This window comes from Nitrosomonas communis (assembly GCF_900114745.1).
Classification (GTDB): Bacteria; Pseudomonadota; Gammaproteobacteria; order Burkholderiales; family Nitrosomonadaceae; genus Nitrosomonas; species Nitrosomonas communis_A.
Genome location: NZ_FOUB01000001.1, coordinates 60462 through 79642, shown reverse-complemented (window position 1 = coordinate 79642; position 19181 = coordinate 60462). Strand labels below are relative to the sequence as shown.

The 19181-nt window shown below is 42.6% G+C and carries 19 protein-coding genes and 1 pseudogene; 11 read left to right on the top strand and 9 right to left on the bottom strand.

Annotation, left to right across the window (positions count from 1 at the left end; all coding sequences use genetic code 11):
- Positions 1-2: 2 nt before the first annotated feature.
- Entirely contained in the window at positions 3-1046 is a 1044-nt protein-coding gene (locus BM122_RS00330) for a CDP-6-deoxy-delta-3,4-glucoseen reductase (RefSeq protein WP_074902610.1), read from the bottom strand.
- 44 nt (positions 1047-1090) lie between these two features.
- Between BM122_RS00330 and BM122_RS00325 the strand changes: the two genes are divergently transcribed.
- From BM122_RS00325 to BM122_RS00300, 6 genes are all read left to right on the top strand, one after another.
- Entirely contained in the window at positions 1091-2008 is a 918-nt protein-coding gene (locus tag BM122_RS00325) for an SDR family oxidoreductase (RefSeq protein WP_074902606.1), read from the top strand.
- 181 nt (positions 2009-2189) lie between these two features.
- Positions 2190-3413 (top strand): type II secretion system F family protein, encoded by a 1224-nt coding sequence (locus tag BM122_RS00320; protein ID WP_074902601.1) that lies wholly within the window; start codon positions 2190-2192, stop codon positions 3411-3413.
- A gap of 32 nt (positions 3414-3445) precedes the next feature.
- The gene (locus BM122_RS00315) at positions 3446-4306 is read left to right on the top strand and encodes a prepilin peptidase (RefSeq protein ID WP_074902599.1); all 861 of its coding nucleotides are present in this window, start codon (positions 3446-3448) and stop codon (positions 4304-4306) included.
- Between the two features lie 3 nt (positions 4307-4309).
- On the top strand, positions 4310-4930 hold the full coding sequence (gene coaE, locus BM122_RS00310) for a dephospho-CoA kinase (RefSeq protein WP_074902598.1): 621 nt from the start codon (positions 4310-4312) through the stop codon (positions 4928-4930).
- A gap of 104 nt (positions 4931-5034) precedes the next feature.
- Positions 5035-5790, top strand: a complete 756-nt coding sequence (gene zapD, locus BM122_RS00305) for a cell division protein ZapD (protein WP_074902595.1) — start codon at positions 5035-5037, stop codon at positions 5788-5790.
- Positions 5791-5802: 12 nt separating this feature from the next.
- Positions 5803-6003, top strand: coding sequence for a DNA gyrase inhibitor YacG (locus tag BM122_RS00300; RefSeq protein ID WP_074902593.1), 201 nt, complete (start codon positions 5803-5805; stop codon positions 6001-6003).
- 42 nt (positions 6004-6045) lie between these two features.
- On the opposite strand, the gene BM122_RS00295 is transcribed toward BM122_RS00300, so the two are convergent.
- Genes BM122_RS00295 through argJ form a run of 3 tightly spaced genes read right to left on the bottom strand, consistent with a single transcriptional unit; the run spans position 6046 to position 9139 of the window.
- Positions 6046-6996 (bottom strand): Nudix family hydrolase, encoded by a 951-nt coding sequence (locus BM122_RS00295; protein WP_074902590.1) that lies wholly within the window; start codon positions 6994-6996, stop codon positions 6046-6048.
- A gap of 19 nt (positions 6997-7015) precedes the next feature.
- A complete protein-coding gene (locus BM122_RS00290; RefSeq protein WP_074902587.1) occupies positions 7016-7903 on the bottom strand; it encodes an ATP-binding protein in 888 nt (295 codons plus the stop codon).
- A gap of 6 nt (positions 7904-7909) precedes the next feature.
- Positions 7910-9139 carry a bifunctional glutamate N-acetyltransferase/amino-acid acetyltransferase ArgJ gene (argJ, locus tag BM122_RS00285; protein ID WP_074902584.1) on the bottom strand — a complete coding sequence of 410 codons (1230 nt, stop codon included), beginning with the start codon at positions 9137-9139 and terminating at the stop codon, positions 7910-7912.
- 238 nt (positions 9140-9377) lie between these two features.
- Between argJ and BM122_RS00280 the strand changes: the two genes are divergently transcribed.
- The gene (locus BM122_RS00280) at positions 9378-9605 is read left to right on the top strand and encodes a sulfurtransferase TusA family protein (RefSeq protein ID WP_074902582.1); all 228 of its coding nucleotides are present in this window, start codon (positions 9378-9380) and stop codon (positions 9603-9605) included.
- Positions 9606-9926: 321 nt separating this feature from the next.
- Here BM122_RS00280 and pmbA read toward each other — a convergent pair whose 3' ends face one another.
- Positions 9927-11285 carry a metalloprotease PmbA gene (gene pmbA / locus BM122_RS00275; RefSeq protein ID WP_074902579.1) on the bottom strand — a complete coding sequence of 453 codons (1359 nt, stop codon included), beginning with the start codon at positions 11283-11285 and terminating at the stop codon, positions 9927-9929.
- Positions 11286-11413: 128 nt separating this feature from the next.
- Between pmbA and yjgA the strand changes: the two genes are divergently transcribed.
- Entirely contained in the window at positions 11414-11938 is a 525-nt protein-coding gene (gene yjgA, locus BM122_RS00270; protein WP_074902577.1) for a ribosome biogenesis factor YjgA, read from the top strand.
- Positions 11939-11996: 58 nt separating this feature from the next.
- Here yjgA and BM122_RS00265 read toward each other — a convergent pair whose 3' ends face one another.
- The 4 genes from BM122_RS00265 to cysK form a co-directional block, all read right to left on the bottom strand.
- Positions 11997-13004: a metal-dependent hydrolase gene (locus tag BM122_RS00265; protein ID WP_074902826.1), complete on the bottom strand. Its 1008-nt coding sequence runs from the start codon at positions 13002-13004 to the stop codon at positions 11997-11999.
- A 603-nt stretch (positions 13005-13607) separates the two neighbouring features.
- Positions 13608-14024: a GlcG/HbpS family heme-binding protein gene (locus BM122_RS00260; RefSeq protein ID WP_074902574.1), complete on the bottom strand. Its 417-nt coding sequence runs from the start codon at positions 14022-14024 to the stop codon at positions 13608-13610.
- A 21-nt stretch (positions 14025-14045) separates the two neighbouring features.
- The gene (epsC, locus tag BM122_RS00255; protein WP_074902571.1) at positions 14046-14996 is read right to left on the bottom strand and encodes a serine O-acetyltransferase EpsC; all 951 of its coding nucleotides are present in this window, start codon (positions 14994-14996) and stop codon (positions 14046-14048) included.
- A complete protein-coding gene (gene cysK / locus BM122_RS00250) occupies positions 14993-15973 on the bottom strand; it encodes a cysteine synthase A (RefSeq protein WP_074902568.1) in 981 nt (326 codons plus the stop codon). Before cysK ends, epsC begins: the two co-directional genes overlap by 4 nt.
- Before the next feature lie 528 nt (positions 15974-16501).
- On the opposite strand from cysK, the gene BM122_RS25775 reads away from it, so the two are divergent.
- The 3 genes and pseudogenes from BM122_RS25775 to BM122_RS00230 all read left to right on the top strand — a co-directional run bounded on the left by BM122_RS25775 (position 16502) and on the right by BM122_RS00230 (position 19176).
- Positions 16502-16732 carry an MASE1 domain-containing protein gene (locus tag BM122_RS25775; protein ID WP_083398255.1) on the top strand — a complete coding sequence of 77 codons (231 nt, stop codon included), beginning with the start codon at positions 16502-16504 and terminating at the stop codon, positions 16730-16732.
- Positions 16733-16772: 40 nt separating this feature from the next.
- Positions 16773-18324 (top strand): annotated as a pseudogene (locus tag BM122_RS00235) (IS3 family transposase).
- A 3-nt stretch (positions 18325-18327) separates the two neighbouring features.
- Positions 18328-19176 carry an EAL domain-containing protein gene (locus tag BM122_RS00230; protein ID WP_083398254.1) on the top strand — a complete coding sequence of 283 codons (849 nt, stop codon included), beginning with the start codon at positions 18328-18330 and terminating at the stop codon, positions 19174-19176.
- The last annotated feature ends 5 nt before the right edge of the window (positions 19177-19181 follow it).

Sequence of the window (19181 nt, the reverse complement as noted above, 5' to 3'; positions counted from 1 at the left end):
ATTTATTCGACAGGATTGCTTGTCGAAGGAGAAAATATATCAGAGAAGAAATTTTCGGCTCGCATATTTTTAAATTGTGTAAAATCTTGATAAGCAGCTTTAATCATAAGCGGTGAGCCACAAGCATAAACTTGGTAGTCTGCCAAGCTCTCAAAATCCTCAAGAACTGCTCTATGCACCAATCCAGATCTGCCAGTCCAGTTATCTGTCGGTAGTGCATCTGACAGTACTGGGATAAAAGTAAAATTTTTATGCTGCTGCTCCCATTCCTTTGCTAATTTTTCTAGATAAAGATCTGCCTTCGTACGCACCCCCCAGTAAAGTATCATTTTTCTGTTGTGCTTGTGAATGTTCTCAGTATAAAAAATATGCTCGAGTATGCTTTTTACAGGAGCAAAGCCAGTACCACTAGCAAGAAAAATAATGGGATTATTAACAGAATTATTGCGCAGAACAAAAGAGCCCAAGGGGCCTTCGAAACGAAGAATATCTCTCTCTTTCATATGCGAGAAAACGTGTTCCGAAAATACGCCCCCAGGATATTTACGTGCATGAATCTGCAAAAATTCATCATCATGGGGCGCATTTGCCAACGAAAAACTTCGACGCTTTCCATCTTTCAAGAGAATATCGATATATTGACCTGGAAGAAATTGCAATCGTTCGTTCGTGGGTAATTTCAAGTATATGATCATAACATCAGGTGCAACGCGTTCTAGTCTATGCACGCGACTTGGCATTATCCTGATTTTAATATCCTTAATAGCATCTACTTCACGGCATTCGATAATCAAATCAGATAAAGGCTTAGCACAGCAAAACAACGCCACACCATGCTGCTTCTCAGTATCTGTAAGCGTTTCTTGATTATATCTTCCGTAATCAACTCTACCTTGCATGATTTTTCCCTTGCATGCCCCACATGAACCGTTACGACAACCGTAAGGAAGTGAGCATCCTTGTCGCAATGCAGCTTCAAGTATCGTTTCGTGAGGTTCTACAGTAAAAATATGATCACTCGGCTTAATAATGATTTGATACGACATTTTCTCGTGAATAAATGAAAAAACTATTGATAAAATAAGTAATAATGAAAAAAACGCTTTTGATTATAGGATGTGGCGACATCGCCTTACGGGTAGCGCCGCTGCTGCGTAAACGTTACCGACTTCTAGGTTTGTGTCGAAAACCGGAAAATTCCTGTAAATTACGTACCCACAACATCATACCCATAGATGGTGACCTTGATCAGCCAGACAGTCTCGATAGACTTGCGGGAATGGCACACGCGATACTCCATTTAGCTCCACCGCCCGGTTATGGTTTAAAAGATTCACGCACCACCCATCTGTTAGCAACTCTGCATCGGCGAACATTAGCAAAAAGAAGAATACTACCACAACGGCTAATCTATATCAGTACCAGTGGAGTCTATGGCGATTGCAAAGGTGAATGGGTAAGCGAAAACCATCCACTCCATCCTATTAATGAGCGCGCATGGCGACGCGTTGATGCAGAAAGACAAATTAGAAATTGGGGGGTACGCAATGACGTGCAAGTTTCCATTATTCGCGTACCTGGAATTTATGCGGCTGATCGCTTGCCTCTTGCACGTCTACGGCAAGGTACACCCGCACTTTTAGCAGATGAAGACAGCTATACCAACCATATTCATGCAGATGATCTTGCACGTATCATTGTCGCAACCCTTCATTATGGAAAACCAGGCAGAATTTATCATGCAAGTGATGATTCACATTTAAAAATGGGCGATTATTTTGATCTGGTGGCCGATCATTTTAGTTTGCCACACCCACCAAGAATTCCTCGCTTCCAAGCAAATAAATATATATCGCCTAGCCTGATGTCATTCATGAATGAATCGCGCCGCTTAACAAACACCCGCCTTAAACAAGAACTACATATCAAACTACTTTATCCTACTATTAGTAGCGGTATTGCCAAGGCATATTTACAACGTGAATCTGACGAATATTTACAGGGTTAAAAACCATTTTCTCCACGATTAGAATCTAAATTAATCATTCATAATTGCTGTTAAATTCCAAAATTTGACCTGTTTTTGATGAAATCAGTCAACTCAGCAATCCTAAATTTTTATGGAATTACCCTAAAAAAACTGCTTCTTTTAAGATAATTAATAATATCGAGATAACAAGGAGGTTAGTATGTCGGCTGTGATAGGACGTCCAGATAAGAAAATCAAAGAAATTAGCTTCTCATGGGAAGGTAAAGACAGATCTGGCAAAGTAGTGAAAGGGGAAATGCGCGCAGCAGGGACTATCGTTATCACATCAACTCTACGCCGCCAAGGCATCCGGGTCACAAAAGTTACTAAAACCAAAACGAAGGGAACAATTAGGGATAAAGACATTACTTTGTTTACGCGTCAACTTGCCACCATGATGAAATCCGGCGTTCCCTTGTTACAAGCCTTCGATATCGTAGGCAAGGGGCATAGCAACCGGGCGGTTGCTAAATTGTTGATGGATATAAAAATGGATATTGAAACCGGGAGTAGTCTGGCAAATGCTTTTCGAAAATATCCGCTCTACTTTGATGCCTTGTTTTGTAATCTTGTGGCAGCAGGAGAAGCCGCGGGTATCCTTGATGATTTGTTGGATCGCTTAGCAACTTATAAGGAAAAAATTCAAGCGATTAAAGGAAAAATTAAATCCGCACTATTTTACCCCATATCCATTATAGTAGTTGCCTTTATCATCACAGCAGTCATTATGATTTTTGTCATTCCTGCCTTCAAAGAATTATTCCAGAATTTTGGCGCGGATCTCCCAGCGCCGACGTTAATGATTATGGCCATTTCGGATTTCTTTGTCGATTATTGGTGGGCAATATTTGGCGGAATAGGATTGGGTCTTTATACTTTCTTTTATGTATGGAAACGTTCAACTGCTATGCAACGTCTTATGGACCGGCTTGTATTGAAGTTACCTATTTTTGGAGATGTTATCAGGAAAGCGACTGTGGCACGCTGGTCTCGCACGCTTTCCACCATGTTTGCTGCAGGCGTTCCACTTGTTGAAGCAATGGACTCAGTTGCAGGCGCTGCAGGGAATCACATTTATTTTGATGCGACTAAAAAAATTCAGATAGAAGTAAGTACAGGGAGTAGCTTAGTAGATGCGATGACGCAGACCAATGTATTTTCTAACATGGTTCTACAAATGGTAGCCATTGGAGAAGAATCTGGTTCTCTGGATTCCATGTTAAGTAAAATCGCAGATTTTTTTGAAGCAGAGGTAGATAATGCGGTGGAAGCACTCTCAAGCCTGATGGAACCCGTGATCATGGTAGTCCTTGGCACCCTCATCGGGGGCATGGTAGTCGCTATGTACTTACCTATCTTCAAAATGGGCCAAGTCGTTGGCTAATTCCTGCTTATAACCAATCTGATAAACAATACATGACATTAATCGAGTCTCTTCAGCATACATCGGCAATTTTTATCGCTTTTACCACCCTCATTGGAATAATGGTGGGTAGTTTTTTGAATGTAGTCATTCACCGACTTCCCAGAATGATGGAGCGAGCATGGCATCAACAATGTGCTGAATTACGGGGAGAGAATATTCATAATTTACCGGTTTTCAATCTTGTCATCCCTCGCTCTACTTGCCCTCGGTGTGAGCATAGAATTACCGCACTCGAAAATATTCCCATCATCAGTTATTTATTCCTGAAAGGATATTGTTCACAATGCAATACGCGTATTTCCCTGCGCTACCCCATTATCGAAGGGTTGACAGGTATTATGAGCGGTTTTACGGCATGGCATTTTGGATTTGGCTTGACTGCTATCGCCGCCTTGTTATTTATTTGGGCAATGATTGCACTTACCTTCATAGATTTTGACAGTCAATTATTACCCGATGCGATTACATTACCTTTACTCTGGATGGGGCTTTTATTTAATTTGGATAACGGTTTTATTGAAATTCGATCAGCTATCATAGGCACAGTTGCCGGTTACCTTGTTCTATGGACTATTTATTGGGGATTCAAACTGACTACTGGCAAAGAAGGAATGGGTTACGGTGATTTCAAGTTACTTGCCGCAATTGGTGCGTGGCTAGGCTGGCAAATGTTACCATTAGTTATTCTATTTTCCTCATTTGTAGGAGGAGCCATCAGTATCATATTAATCATTACAAAGAAATTTCAGAGAAATACTACCATTCCATTTGGCCCCTATCTTGCCGGAGGAGGTTTGATTGCCTTATTCTGGGGGAATAAGATTAATCACGCTTATCTTGGTTTATTCTAGTGCATGCCTTTGATCATCGGTTTAACCGGAGGAATTGGTTGTGGTAAATCTACGGCTACAAAATATTTTGCTGCCCATGGTATTGACATCATTGATACGGACGAAATCGCACATGAATTAACATTACCTGGAGGCAAAGCAATGAGCCTCATCAAGAAAACATTTGGCACAATCTTTATTAGCAAAGATGGGTCTCTAGACCGGGGTAAAATGCGTGAGCTGGTGTTCTCAAATCCAATTTTCAAGAATAAACTGGAAGCTATCCTGCATCCGCTTATCTACCAGGAAGTAGTACGTCGTATTCGTTTAGCGACTTCTGCTTATATTCTCATTATTGTGCCATTACTGTTGGAGGCAAAGGCTTTTCATGAACTAGTCCATCGAATTCTGGTCATTGATTGTACGGAACAATTGCAAATTTCACGTACCATTGCTCGCAGCAAGTTGGACGAACAAGAAATACACGCTATTATGGCAACACAAGTTTCACGAAAAGAACGTCTAACACAAGCGGATGACATCATTATCAATGATCAAGATCTTGATCATCTGCATAAACAAATTGAAATACTCCACCTAAAATACCTTGCATTATCAAGGAATAAATTGAATAAACCTGTTTAATTAATCTTATTGGTAATGGCTTAAGAATCAAACTTTCTACAGAAATGATGATCGATAGCGTATGATTCTATTATGCTATTATTACTCTCAGTAACATAATTACCGTGATTTGCTACGAACACCCACTTAATGAACGTATTCGCACTTTGTTGCGACTTGAAGATTTATTTAACAAAGTTGATTTCTTTTTAGCACGCGCCACACCCATTGAACATCATGCGGCGCTTGTCGCGTTATTTGAAATTCTGGATGTAACCGGGCGTGCCGATATTAAATCGGATTTGCTGCAAGAGCTAGAACGACAAAGAGGCTTGTTGGAAGGTTTACGCAAGAATCCGGAAATCTCTGAAGAAGCATTAAATCGTATCCTCAATGACATTACGGTTGCATTCCGAGATTTACTTAATGTCTCAGGCCGAATAGGTGGGCATCTACGTGATAATGAATGGTTAATGAACATCAAACAACGTATGAGTTTCCCAGGCGGAGCATGTGAATTTGATTTACCATCTTATCATTACTGGCTAAGTATAGCGCCTGAAGTGCGTCATCATGATTTTAGCGAATGGATCACTCCTTTATTGCCTATACGCAGTAGTTCTAACATCATATTAAAGCTATTGAGAAATAGCGGAAGAATTTTTCGTTATACCGCTTACCAAGGCTTATTTCAACAGACTGATTCGGGTCACTTAGCGCAGCTACTGCGCCTGAAAATTGAGAAAGAAATTCCGTGTGTACCTGAAATTAGTGCTAATAAATATGCACTTAATATTCGTTTTATCCCGTTTGGACCAGATCAGAAAATGAATGTCTACGAGGAAGATATTGATTTTGAGTTAGCTTATTGTAATTTGTAATTCTCTAAAGTAATGAAACAAACGATTGTTAATTGCCCTCAATGTGGCAAATCAGTAACCTGGAGCACAACAAACCGTTACCGCCCTTTCTGCTCTGAGCGTTGCAAAATGCACGATCTAGCGCAATGGGCAACAGAATCTTATCGTGTATCAGAGGCTAAGCAGGAAGAAGAAGACGGGGTTTTTAACAAGAAATCTGATACTTTTAGTTAATTCTGCAATTTTATAGTCGCGAATAAACTCAAATTATGACGTTCATTTACTTAGCCAAGGATCTCGTAGCATGGCGATACCATGACCCCCCTGTTGCAGGGCAATAGCCAAATCCGTCTGCACTAAGCCACCCAGCGCATAAACAGGTAAAGAACAATCGCGTATCAATGAAGAGAATTTTTGCCAGCCTAACGCAGTTAATCCTGGGTGGCTTACAGTGGGCAAGACGGGTCCTAACACCACAAAATCCACACCGATGCGCTCTGCCTGATAAAGTTCCTCAGCATTATGGCAAGAAGCTCCACACCAATTTACATCAGGTCGGCTAGTGAGCGACATTAACTGTGCAGAAGTTAAATGCACACCATCCGCACCTAATTCCTGAGATAGCAAGATATCGCTATTGATGACCACCTTAGCCTCGAAAGTACGCGCGCGTTGAATAATTTCGCTTGCTAACCAGCAAAACCGATCTCTTGTCAGTGTCTTTTCACGAATCTGAAGAAACTTCAAGCCTTGCTGCAAAGCCTGCTCAAGCTTGTGTAGCATAGCTTCTTCACCCAACTCTGATGCATTGGTGATCGCATAGATAGATGGTAAAGCAAGTCCACGAACCACCGGAAAGTTAGCCGGCAACAAAGGGGTGACTGACAAATTATCGACCATTTGCCAAGATAACAACTGATTCTCGCACCCAAATGGTTCCCCAGACCAATCAACCACCCGGTAAAAATGCAAACGAACCGTGGCATGCGCATAAGTAAATACTCGTTTAATCCAAGGATAAGCTTGCTTAATCTGGATGCCGAGCTCTTCTTGCAACTCCCGGTCAAGTGCTTGCAAGGCAGATTCCCCCGCTTCGATTTTCCCACCGGGAAATTCCCAATAACCAGCATAAGGCTTTCCTTCCGGTCTGCTTGTTAGCAGAAAATGATCATCTGATCGAATGATGACTGCCGCAGCCACTTCAACTAATGGAGTAGAATGAGCCATGAAATTGCTTACCTACAAATTACATTGAGTTATTTTGGGAAAGCTGATGAAGCTTACGTTTGCCAGCCCAATCTCGTGCGAATTGCCAAGCTACTCGACCGCTTCGTGAACCACGCGTAAGAGCCCATTGCAACGCTTCTTCTCTTGCTGATGCAGCCATTTTTCTGATACCGTAAAAAGCAAGCCAGTAACGAACAATCTCCAAATATTGTGCTTGATCGAAAGGATAAAATGAAAGCCATATGCCAAAACGCTCTGATAATGAAATCTTTTCCTCAATCGTCTCATTGGGATGAATATCTCCATCCACATGGCGCGTCTCAAGATTATCCCGCATAGCTTCAGGCATCAAGTGTCGACGATTGGAAGTCGCATAAATAAGTACATTATCAGATGCCATCTCAATTGAACCATCCAAAACAACTTTTAGTGCCTTATAACCTGGTTCATCGCTTTCAAATGACAAATCATCGCAGTACAAAATAAAACGCTCTGGTCGCTGAAAAACTTGCTCAACAATATCATGCAAATCGATAAGATCGTGTTTTTCTACTTCGATGAGCCGCAACCCCTTGTTTGCGTATTTGTTCAATAACGCTTTCACCAAAGAAGATTTTCCGGTACCACGCGCGCCAGTCAATAAAACATTATTAGCGGGATAGCCCAAGACAAACTGATACGTATTTTGATCGATCAACTGCTTTTGTTGATCAATGCCATATAATGCATCAAGTACAATGTTATGCGGGTGGGTAACTGGTTGGAGGTACCCAGTATTTGCTTGCTTGCGCCATCGGAATGCTACCGCAGAATCAAGATCGGTATTGGGCCGCTTAGCGGGAAGCACGGCTTCGATACGGTTAAGCAGCTCATCCAAGCGATCGTAGAATAAATCAAGCTTATTCATAACAAATCAGCTGCGATAATCTGCGTTGATTTTCACATAGTCGTAAGAAAAATCACACGTCCATATACTAGTTGCCACCACACCACGATTTAATATCACTCGCACTGTAATCTCAGCTTGTTTCATGACGCGCTGCCCCTCCTCCTCACAGTAGTTTTTTGCTCTACCACCCTGTTCTGCGACTAAAACTTCATTCAAGTAAAGCTGAATATTGTTAACATCGAGATCATCTATACCGGCATACCCAATCGCAGCAAGTATTCTCCCTAAATTAGGGTCAGATGCAAAGAAAGCTGTCTTGACTAATGGCGAATGAGCAATTGCATAAGCGACCTGTGAACATTCTTCCAGTGTGTTACCTTTTTCTACCTGCACTGTAATAAATTTAGTTGCACCTTCACCATCTCGTACAATCATCTGAGCCAACTTCACAGCTACTTCCGTCATGGCATTTTGCAGCAAGCCAAACTCCGGGCTTTCCCGATCAATACTCTGCGAGTGATTGGCCTTGCCAGTTGCTATCAATAGCAAAGCATCATTGGTGGAGGTATCACCATCCACCGTAATACGGTTAAAAGAATGATCCGCAACATGGCGCACCATCTCCTGTAATAACGATTGAGATATCTTGGCATCCGTGGCGATATATCCCAGCATGGTTGCCATATTCGGGTGAATCATGCCCGAACCCTTGGCTATACCCGTTATCGTAATAGTGGTGCCATTGATTTGAATCTGACTGGAAACACCTTTAGGAACAATATCGGTCGTCATAATCGCTTGTGCGGCAGCAAACCAGTTATCACATTTAAGTTCGCTCATGGCTCGAGGCAAACCCTCAATAATTCTGTCAACAGGTAATGGTTCCATGATGACGCCTGTGGAAAACGGTAATATTTGCTGGGGCTCGCAGCTAAGTAGCTTAGCCAGTGCAGTACAAGTCGCTCGTGCATGGGCGATACCTTCTTCTCCCGTACCAGCATTAGCGTTACCAGTATTAATAACCAATGCACGAATTGAGCTGGCCGCAGAGAGATGTGCCTTCGCCACTACGACTGGTGCAGCACAAAAGCGATTCTTGGTAAAAACACCCGCTACTTTTACATTTTCATCAAGCGCAATCACCAAGAGATCTTTCCGATCAGGTCGTTTAATTCCTGCTTCAGTCATACCCAGAGATATGCCCTGAATCGGTAACAATTGTTGAGGTAACAAGGGAGGAATATTAACTGGCATATAATAAGATGATTAAGAAATGCGTTATCGTAACTTATCTTGAGCTGGAGGTTCCAACAATCTGAAATCAGGTTATTTCATTTCCAAATCAAAAATGGCGCAAAGACGAGACGCAGACAGTATAAATAATAGGCAAGGTGAAGCCGACAAAGTCAGTTTTAATTTAGAAATGGAATTACTTGGTACCTTATGTCATGGCCGGTAAAATTAAGTAAAAGTCTTATAAAAAAGGAGAAGTATGAATTTTGACAAGGAACTTGATGTACGCGGATTAGTCTGTCCATTACCCATACTACGCACCAAAAAATCTTTGACAGATATGACTCGCGGACAAATACTAAAAATCGTCGCTACCGATCCTGCTTCTCTCATTGATTTTCAAGTCTTTGCCGAACAAACGGGTAACCAGCTATTGTCCTCAGCTGAAACGAGCGGTGAATTTTTATTTTACTTAAAAAAGAAATAACCATTTCAATCGGGGCATTAAAAATAAGGTTGAAAATTCAACGCTCATCAATTTTTAGTGATCTTCCATATTCCATTTGGCTCAAAAACCACAATTGGAGAGTGTAGCGTATGATAGTCCAGGCGCGAGACTTAGCGCAATGAGGCCGCAGCATCGTTCCCTGCGCGGGAAGCAACGCCACATTCATGCCTAGAGCGACATAGGGTATGCTTGATATGCTTCGACGCGGCTTCACCATTCTGGTAGACAAGAAAATTTCAAAAATACCTCTATATGCCATGGGCTTAACTACTCAAACAAGAAGTCAACTGATTGTTAGGTTTAATGCCCTGCAACTGTCATACGCTCTATCAGCAGCGACCCACATTGCTTAGAGCCACGAACAATCCTATCGCACCCCACCCCTACTATTCCACGCAGCATTTCCTTTAAATTGCCAGCAATAGTAATTTCCTCAACTGGGTAACATAGCTCTCCGTTTTCCACCCAGAAACCGGTAGCACCTCGTGAATAATCTCCTGTTACCCCATTCACACCCTGACCGAGTAATTCTGTTACTAACAATCCTCTGTTCATTTTCTTGAGTAAATCAGGAAACGACAGCGGTGTGGCGTTTTCTACTATCAGATTATGATTGCCTCCTGCATTGCCAGTCGTATGCAAGCCGAGCTTACGTGCCGAATAGCTACCGAGAAAATAACCTTGCACAATTCCGTTCTCAACCACGTTTCGTTCCTGCGTTGCGACGCCTTCATCATCAAACGCACAGCTCGCTAGTCCTTTCTTAATATGCGGCATTTCACGTATTCGAATATCTGGCGAGAATACCTGCTTCCCAAGGCTATCCAGCAAAAAGGATGATTTACGATAAAGGCTGGCTCCGCTAACAGCTTGAGTAAAATGTCCAATCAGACTCGAGGCAACTGGCGCTTCAAACAATACAGGGACTTCACAGGTCGCAATTTTTTTCGCTCCCAAACGAGCGACAGTGCGCTTTCCCGCTTTTTTACCCACATCATTGATAGATTCTAGATCAGCTGCATCACGCGCCACGGTGTACCAATAATCACGCTGCATTGCATCATGCTCTGTTGCAATGACCGCACAACTAATACTATGCCGGGAAATAGGATACCCCGCTGTAAACCCATGGCTATTCGCGTATACGAACTGTGATGTATTCATGGATACAGTCGCTCCTTCCGAGTTGCTAATGCGCTTATCGATTGAATACGCCGCTGCTTCGCAGCCTTGCGCAAGCTCAATCGCTTGTTCGACTGACAATCCCCACGGATGATATAAATCAAGATCAGGAAATGAAGTGGCCAGCAACTTCGCGTCAGCCAGTCCTGCGCAATCATCTGCAGCCGTATGTCGTGCAATAGAAAGTGCAGCTGTTACTGTATCACCGATGGCTTGTGGAGAAAAATCTGAGGTACTTGCATGACCACGTTTTTGGCCAATGTAGACTGTCACAGACAATCCTTTGTCTCGAGTGTGCTCAATAGTTTCCACAGTACCCTGTCGAACTGTGACATTCAAACCACAACCATCAGATACATTGGCTTCACATGCGCTGGCACCCCCTTTCCGGGCATGATCCAAAATATCACGTGCAATCTGCTGAAGCGTTCCAAAAGGATAAGAGAAATGTTGAGATGACGAGATATCATTATTCATATAAATTAGCTTGATAAAAATCAACTCACAACGAAGTCAATATAATTGTTTTAAAGTAAATTTAATAAAATTAGCGCTCAAAGAGCGATATGATAACAGCTTCTCGTTATTGCATTACATAGCTAGCCATGCAAAATAACATAAAACATGATGCTGACCAGGAATCTTCGCTCAGTAAAACACGGCGCAAACGTGCCATGCATGCGTTGCAGGATATCGGTGAGCAGTTGGTTGCGCTTGATCTCCAACAAATAGCTGAACTTGGTTTACCAGAAATACTCCAGGACGCCATCTTTGAGGCTAAACGTATCACCAAGCATGAAGCGCATCGTCGCCAGCTCCAATATATTGGCAAGCTGATGCGAAAAATTGACGTAGCCCCTATTCAGGAGAAAATTAATTCTGGACGAAGTTCAAGCATACACCATACTGCATGGTTACATCTTTTGGAACGATGGCGCGAGCGTCTGCTAGCAGATGAGACAGCTTTTACTGAATTTGGACAGCAATATCCGAACGCTGATTTACAACGTTTACGAATACTCGTTCGCAATACCACCAAAGAAAAACTTGCAGGAAAACCTCCTAAAAACTTCCGGGCCCTATTTCAGGAATTACGCAGCATCATTTCTGAAAAAACACCTTCAAATTGATGCCAAAAGATAAACGGAAATAATCGCACATCAGTGATTTCACTCCATCCTTAATCCCTTAATCGACAGATTCACCCAGCAGGTAAGCTAGAAATTTCTGACGTGTTTCTTTGGAAGTGTCCCGGAATAATTGATACAGTGCATGTTGATCAGGATCTTGTAGATTCATTTCTATCCCCCATAACGGTGCAATGGTCGTAGGTAAATTTGAGTAACGCACGTCAATCAGAAGATCAGGACGATCAGGCTGAATAGCAACAAAACCAGCAGAAAAAATGGTAAAACGCGAAATATCCTTCGCCAAGGTTGATTCCTTAGGCAGATGATTCAGAAACTGATCAATCTTAAATTTTTTGATTGATTCTCCTGGATAGATGCGAGGTTGCGCAAATAGGCCAACCCGAATCGCATCGACATAGAACTCTCCTTCGGTTTCATAAATCGAACGCCACAATACCAAATTGGCTAAAGTCGGTTTAACCAGCAATTGCTCTGCAACATGACCCCTGGAAGCAGCCAAGGCTGCAGCAGCTGCTTCTGCGCGTTGGAGCTGCACCCAACCAAGCACAAGATAAAAAGTTGCGATAATTAAGCCAATTTTCGCAACCATGACTGCTTTCTTCTTGTAGGTAAAAATGACTGCGACTAGTAGTATCAAAGTAAAAACGGGATCAATGACAGAAACAATATTAAGCGCAACTCGTTCCTCATTCACTGGCCAAAATAAATGAGTACCGTAGCTGGTTAACGCATCTAGCACGCCACTTAAGCTATAACCCAAAAAGCAGAACAAGTATAAGCGTGAAAAAGATAACTGCTTCCGGAGAAATGGCCACAGAATAAGTGCTGCAATCAGGCCACCGAATGGAACAAAGAAGATGGAATGTGTAAAATGGCGATGAAATTCCACAGTTAATAAGGGATCATTCGCTGACTGAATCAGAATATCCGCATCTGCAAGTAGCCCAGCGAAAAATCCAATGCCTGTAGCTAAACGCGCTTCATTTTGTCGCGTACCTGACTGAGCAAGACTGGCACCCAACAATCCTTGAGTAAGTAGATCCATATTTAACAAATATTTACAAAAAAACGGTTGGCTAGTTTATCTCATTTGATTGATCAACGACCGTTGAACTGAAAATTACACAGCCCCTACTATTCTTTAAAAAGAATTTATCAATAAAATATATCCACACATTCCCTGCTCTTAATGGCAATGACTCGCAATGTAATTCCATTTCCAAATCAAAAATAACACGAAGGTGAGCCGCAGACAGTATAAATAATACGGCAAAGTGAAGCCAAAAAAGTCAGTTTTGATTTAGAAATGGAATAAAAGCTGAGGAACAAGCGCTCCGGAGATAGATTTACGCAAAACCAATCGTATCGCCCGCCTTCACAGGTATTAGCAAAATATCCGTGTTAAAAGGGTATTAAGCAGGGTTTTACTGAAACGAGCGCAGTCACGGATAAGTTTAGGGTATTATTTTGAGGAACAGTATGCATAGTAAACTCTTTGCAAGCCATTTCTCTACATTTTCAGGTCGTTTGATTGTCAGAGAATAGAATAATAGATTATACGAGTCAAAAATCCTATCACAATCTGATAAAAAAATATTTAATTAATAATCAATTGCCTACACACCATTCCCTCTGTGAAAATTACAGATTAAAAAGAATCTGAATTAAGTGTATCGATTCCCGCTTGCGCAATTTGTGCATCTTGATGAGATCTTACGCCACTCACACCGATCGCACCCACAAATTGACTACTGAGTACAATAGGCAGTCCGCCTTCTATGGGTACTGCCCCAGGTAAATTTAAATAACGCACATGCCCTTGATTGACTTGCTCCTCCAGTATTTTAGTTGATCTTCGAAAAGCAATGGCTGATCTGGCTTTTTGTATAGCAACTTCAATACTGCCATATTGCGTATTATCCAACCGCACCAAGTAAAGTAAATGCCCTCCTTCATCAACAATAGAAATAACTACTGGCCAATTATTGCGCTTGGCCTCCGCTTCTGCTGCTGCAGCGATCTCTTTGGCGTCTTCAAGTGTCAAAAAAAGTTTGCTATTTGCCATTTCCATCTCTCAAATATAATCCTATATCCCCGCCCCACCTTCGAATGTTTCATGACGCATCTGTGCTTGGGTAATATGGCTGCCAGCTGGCACGCTGCGTGTCAGCCAAACATTCCCACCAATTATTGAGCCACGCCCGATAATGATACGTCCCAAGATAGTAGCCCCCGCATAAATCACAACATCATCCTCGACGATGGGATGCCGTGGTATGCCTTTCACCAACGCTCCGTGCTCATCTACCGGAAATCGTTTTGCACCTAAAGTAACAGCCTGATACAACCGCACATTACGGCCTATAATGGCAGTCTCTCCAATGACTACCCCTGTGCCATGATCAATAAAAAAACTGCCACCAATCTGAGCACCTGGATGTATTTCTACCCCAGTCATTGAGTGTGCTATTTCTGAAATCATGCGCGCAATCAGTGGCACACCGAGTCGGCACAACTCATGCGCTAGCCGATAGTAGGTAATGGCCATAATGCCCGGATAACATACCAATACTTCATCAACGCTGTGCGCTGCCGGATCACCTTCGTAGGCTGCAACAATGTCGCTTTCCAGTAAACTGCGAATCGCAGGTAAACGCTTGGCAAATGCTTGCGTGATATCTATTGCCCGTTCACGATCTTCGTCACTCAGGTTTTCCAAACCTGAGCTAAAATGTAATTCATGCTGTATTTGTACCAGTAACGTGCGCAGAGTAGTATTCAGTGTGTGTCCCACATAATGATCAACTCCCTCATCCGCAAGATCGGCCGGACCCAAACGATTCGGAAACATCGCCGCACTCAAGCCCTCTGCAACACCTACCAGAATTTTGCGTAAAGGAAGCTTCGGAGGCCTCCGATGCCTTTGTCGGTTTTCCAGCGATGCCAATCGCAGAGTACGTAATTCTCCAACGATTGGATCAATCTCAAGATAGGTACTTCTTAACTGGAGATCGCTGACTCTATTGACGTTAGTCACTCTATATTTAACCCCTGTTCATTAAACATACCTTCAAAAAGTATACTGCTTAGATAACGTTCACCAGAATCTGGCAAAATGACAACGATCGTTTTGCCTACATTTTCTGGGCGCTTGGCATGTCGTACAGCTGCTGCAACGGCAGCACCACAGGAAATCCCAGAAAGTATTCCTTCTTCCCGAGCGAGTCGACGAGCATACAGGACAGCATCCTCGTTACTAATCTGTTCGACTTCATCCACCAAGGAAAGATCAAGGTTATCCGGAACAAATCCAGCGCCAATTCCTTGAATCTTGTGTGGCCCAGGCGTTAAAGGCTGACCTGACCGCTGCTGAGTAATGACAGGACTTGCGGCCGGTTCGACTGCAACTGACGTAATTACCTTCCCTTTGACTTGTTTTATATAGCGGGAAACACCTGTCATCGTGCCACCCGTTCCTATTCCTGCAACAAAAATATCGATTGCACCCTCAGTATCCTGCCAGATCTCAGGGCCTGTCGTTTGTTCGTGTATTGCTGGATTGGCCGGATTCTTAAATTGTTGTAATAAAACAAAACGATCAGGATCTGCAGCAACAATTTCATTAGCCTTTGCAATAGCACCGCCCATACCACGCTGGCCTTCTGTCAGAACCAGCTTGGCGCCAAAAGCGACAAGTAATTTTCGGCGTTCGATACTCATGGTTTCCGGCATTGTCAAGGTCAATGGAATACCTCGTGCAGCCGCAACAAATGCCAAAGCAATGCCCGTATTACCACTTGTTGGTTCAACTAATTCTTTACCAGGGCCGAGTAATCCTCGTCGCTCGGCATCATCGACCATTGCAACTCCAATACGGCATTTGACTGAATATGCCGGATTACGTCCCTCTATCTTGGCCAGTACTGTTGCTGCTGCACCATCAATAATATGATTAAGTCGAACTAACGGTGTTCTTCCAATCGATTTTGAATTGTCTTGGTACCAATTTGACATGAGACATTCCTTTCTTTATCGCCATACTGGCGGATCATCGTTGATTATTTTAAGAAAAATTAAAGAATTAACAATTATTTATCACTCTACTATTTTAACCGGCATTGCTCATTTTATTACAGCACATCTATGATTAATCAAAGGATTTATATGACATATAATCAAGCTCAAATAATATAATCAAACTTCAATCAATTAGTATTGAATATAAAGGATGGCATGTTCATGGCAAGCAGTAAAGGAATACAAGCAAGGGCTAAAGCAATCTGCATAACAATATGTCACCAGCTGATGGAACTATTTAGCGCATATATAAAAAGTAGTTCTCAATCTACCTCACAAATATCTGATGATTACCCTACTCCTAATCGCAGTTAAATTTAGGATGAAACTGCACTTACTAAGCTCTTCTAAGTCTTCATGATACGAATTATAGCGCTAACGACAGCTTATTTTATAGCCGGAAAGCTGGGACTAAGCATGTCCTTCATTGGTTCTAACATTACCTTGTTCTAGCCACCCACCGGCATTGCACTAGCAGCCGTCTTGATATGGGGACCTTCATGCTGGTTTGGCATTTTTCTCGGTGCGTTCTTAATTAACTTAACTACGGGCGAACCCGCCTTTTCCACTGCATTAGAGATCGCAATAGGCAATACTCTTGCTCCGGCATTCGGGGCGCTGATGCTTAAAAGAACCATAGGATCTCAAAACTTTTTTAGACGAGGTCCCTATGTGTCAGGATACCTTTCGCCTTAATTGAAGCCTAGAAACTTGAAGGGCGAAGTGAGAGGAGAAGATGCAAAAGAGTTATTCGAAAGAATTTAAGGAATCAGTAATCAAGAAGATGATGCCACCGAATGCGGTATCTGTTCCACAATTGTGTAAAGAAACAGGCGTATCTGATGTTACGCTGTGCAAATGGAGAAAAGAATACAGGAACAGAGGAATCGCAGTGCCGGGAGATAACAGTAAAGCAGATGACTGGATAGCAGAAGATAAGCTGGCGGTTGTCATAGAAACAGCTGGTTTTAATAGCGCACAACTGAGTGAGTATTGCCGCAGTAGGGGGCTGTACCCAGAACAGATTGATCAATGGAAAACGGCAGCACTGTTAGGGTATCAACGCCATGCCCAGGCTGAGAAAGAAAAGAATCGCTATCGTCAGGAAGAGCGGAAGCAGATAAAGCATCTGGAATCTGAACTCAGACGCAAAGAAAAAGCACTGGCAGAAACAGCCGCGCTGCTGGTGCTGTCAAAAAAGTGCGAAGCCATCTGGGGGGTGAGCGAGGAAGATTGATATCCGCGCAGGATCGTCAGATGGCCATAAAATTAATAACAGAAGCAGTAAATCAAGGTGTACGGCAACGATTGTCCTGTGAGGTAATCGGCATCAACAGTCGCACGCTACAATACTGGCATAGCATTGGCCTGACAGATCGTCGGCAAACAGTCAAGAAAACCCCTACCAACAAACTCAGTGCGCAGGAAAGAAAGCATATTCGATGTTTGTAACAGTAAAGCATTCTGCAGCCAGACACCCAAACAGATTATACCTGCCTTAGCAGACAAAGCTATTTATCTGGCGTCAGAAAGCAGTTTCTATCGTATTTTACGTGCTGCTGGTCAATTACATCACCGAGGTCGTACAGCCAATCCAGCCACGACAAAGAAACCGACAGCTTATATTGCAGATGGGCCCAATCAAGTGTGGTCATGGGATATTACCTATCTGGCCAGCACGCTTAAAGGCGTATTCTTTTACCTCTATCTGTTCATGGATATCTATAGCCGTAAAATTGTAGGCTGGGAAGTCTATGAGAATGAATCATCGGAACAAGCTGCTGATGTCTTGCGAAAGACCCGGCTGACTGAGGCGTTACCTGTGAAACATAAGGTCGTATTACAGCAAGACTAATGGCAGACCGATGAAAGGAGCCACCATGCTGGCAACAATGCAGAAGCTAGGTGTTGTCGCATCATTCAGCCGCCCGTCGGTGAGTAACGATAATCCGTATTCAGAGGCATTGTTCAAAACTTTGAAATATACACCGGCTTATCCATCCAAATCCTTTGAAAGTCTTGACGAGGCACGCCAGTGGGTGCTGCATTCTGTTGACTGGTATAACTACTGTCATCGTCATAGCGACATAAAATATGTGACGCCAGCACAGCGCCATCATGGTAATGATGTGACTATTCTTGAACAGCGAAAACGCCTCTATGAGGAAGCAAAAAAGAAACATCCGGAACGTTGGTCGGGTGAAACCAGAAACTGGTCACACGAATCAACAGTCAGTCTTAATCCCGGTAATGCGCAACCAGAAACTAAGATGAAAAGAGTGGCCTAAATAATGCATTCAGGCGAAAATTATGTTGACACCTACCGAGCCAAGAATCAAGGTAAAAATACCTGGATCATCTATGATCCTATATATGATAATTCTGAAGCCACGTTAAGCCGAATAACTTGGCATAACCGGATAAAACAAGCTCTTGATCAAAATTTGTTCGAAATTCATTTCCAAGGTGTATATGAAACCAACCGGAATACCCTGACGCATTTAGAATCACTCATCAGGATGCGGAACTCAAATGGTTCCGATAATTTGATAATGCCGGGTCAATTCATACCAGTTGCAGAGAAAAATGGACAAATAGTCCACATAGACCAATGGGTAATAAAACGCAGTATCGAGTTACTTAGCCAAAATCCAACTATGCCACCGGTAGCAATTAATATTTCAGGCCGCACGTTTAGTGATCCAGCTATCCCAAACTATATCCATAATTTGCTGAACAAATTTAATGTGGATCCCCGACGCCTCCTTATAGAACTGACCGAAACTGTAGCGGTATCAGACATCCAGGATGCCCAACGCTTTATTGAAGCAATTCAACACACTGGTTGCTGGGTTTGTCTGGACGATTTTGGGAGTGGTTTTTCCACTTTTGGCTATCTGAAATATCTGGACGTAGAAATAATAAAAATAGATGGCTTATTTATTCGCGATCTTCCTAAAAACCGGGATAATCAGATTATCGTTAAAGCTATGGTAGAAGTAGCACACGGACTCGGAAAGATGACAGTAGCAGAATTTGTTGAAGATGCTGCTACACTGAGCATGATCAAAAGTATGGGCATTGATCTTGCACAGGGATATTACTTTGGGCGCCCGACAGTACAAATTCCCAACAAATAACAAAA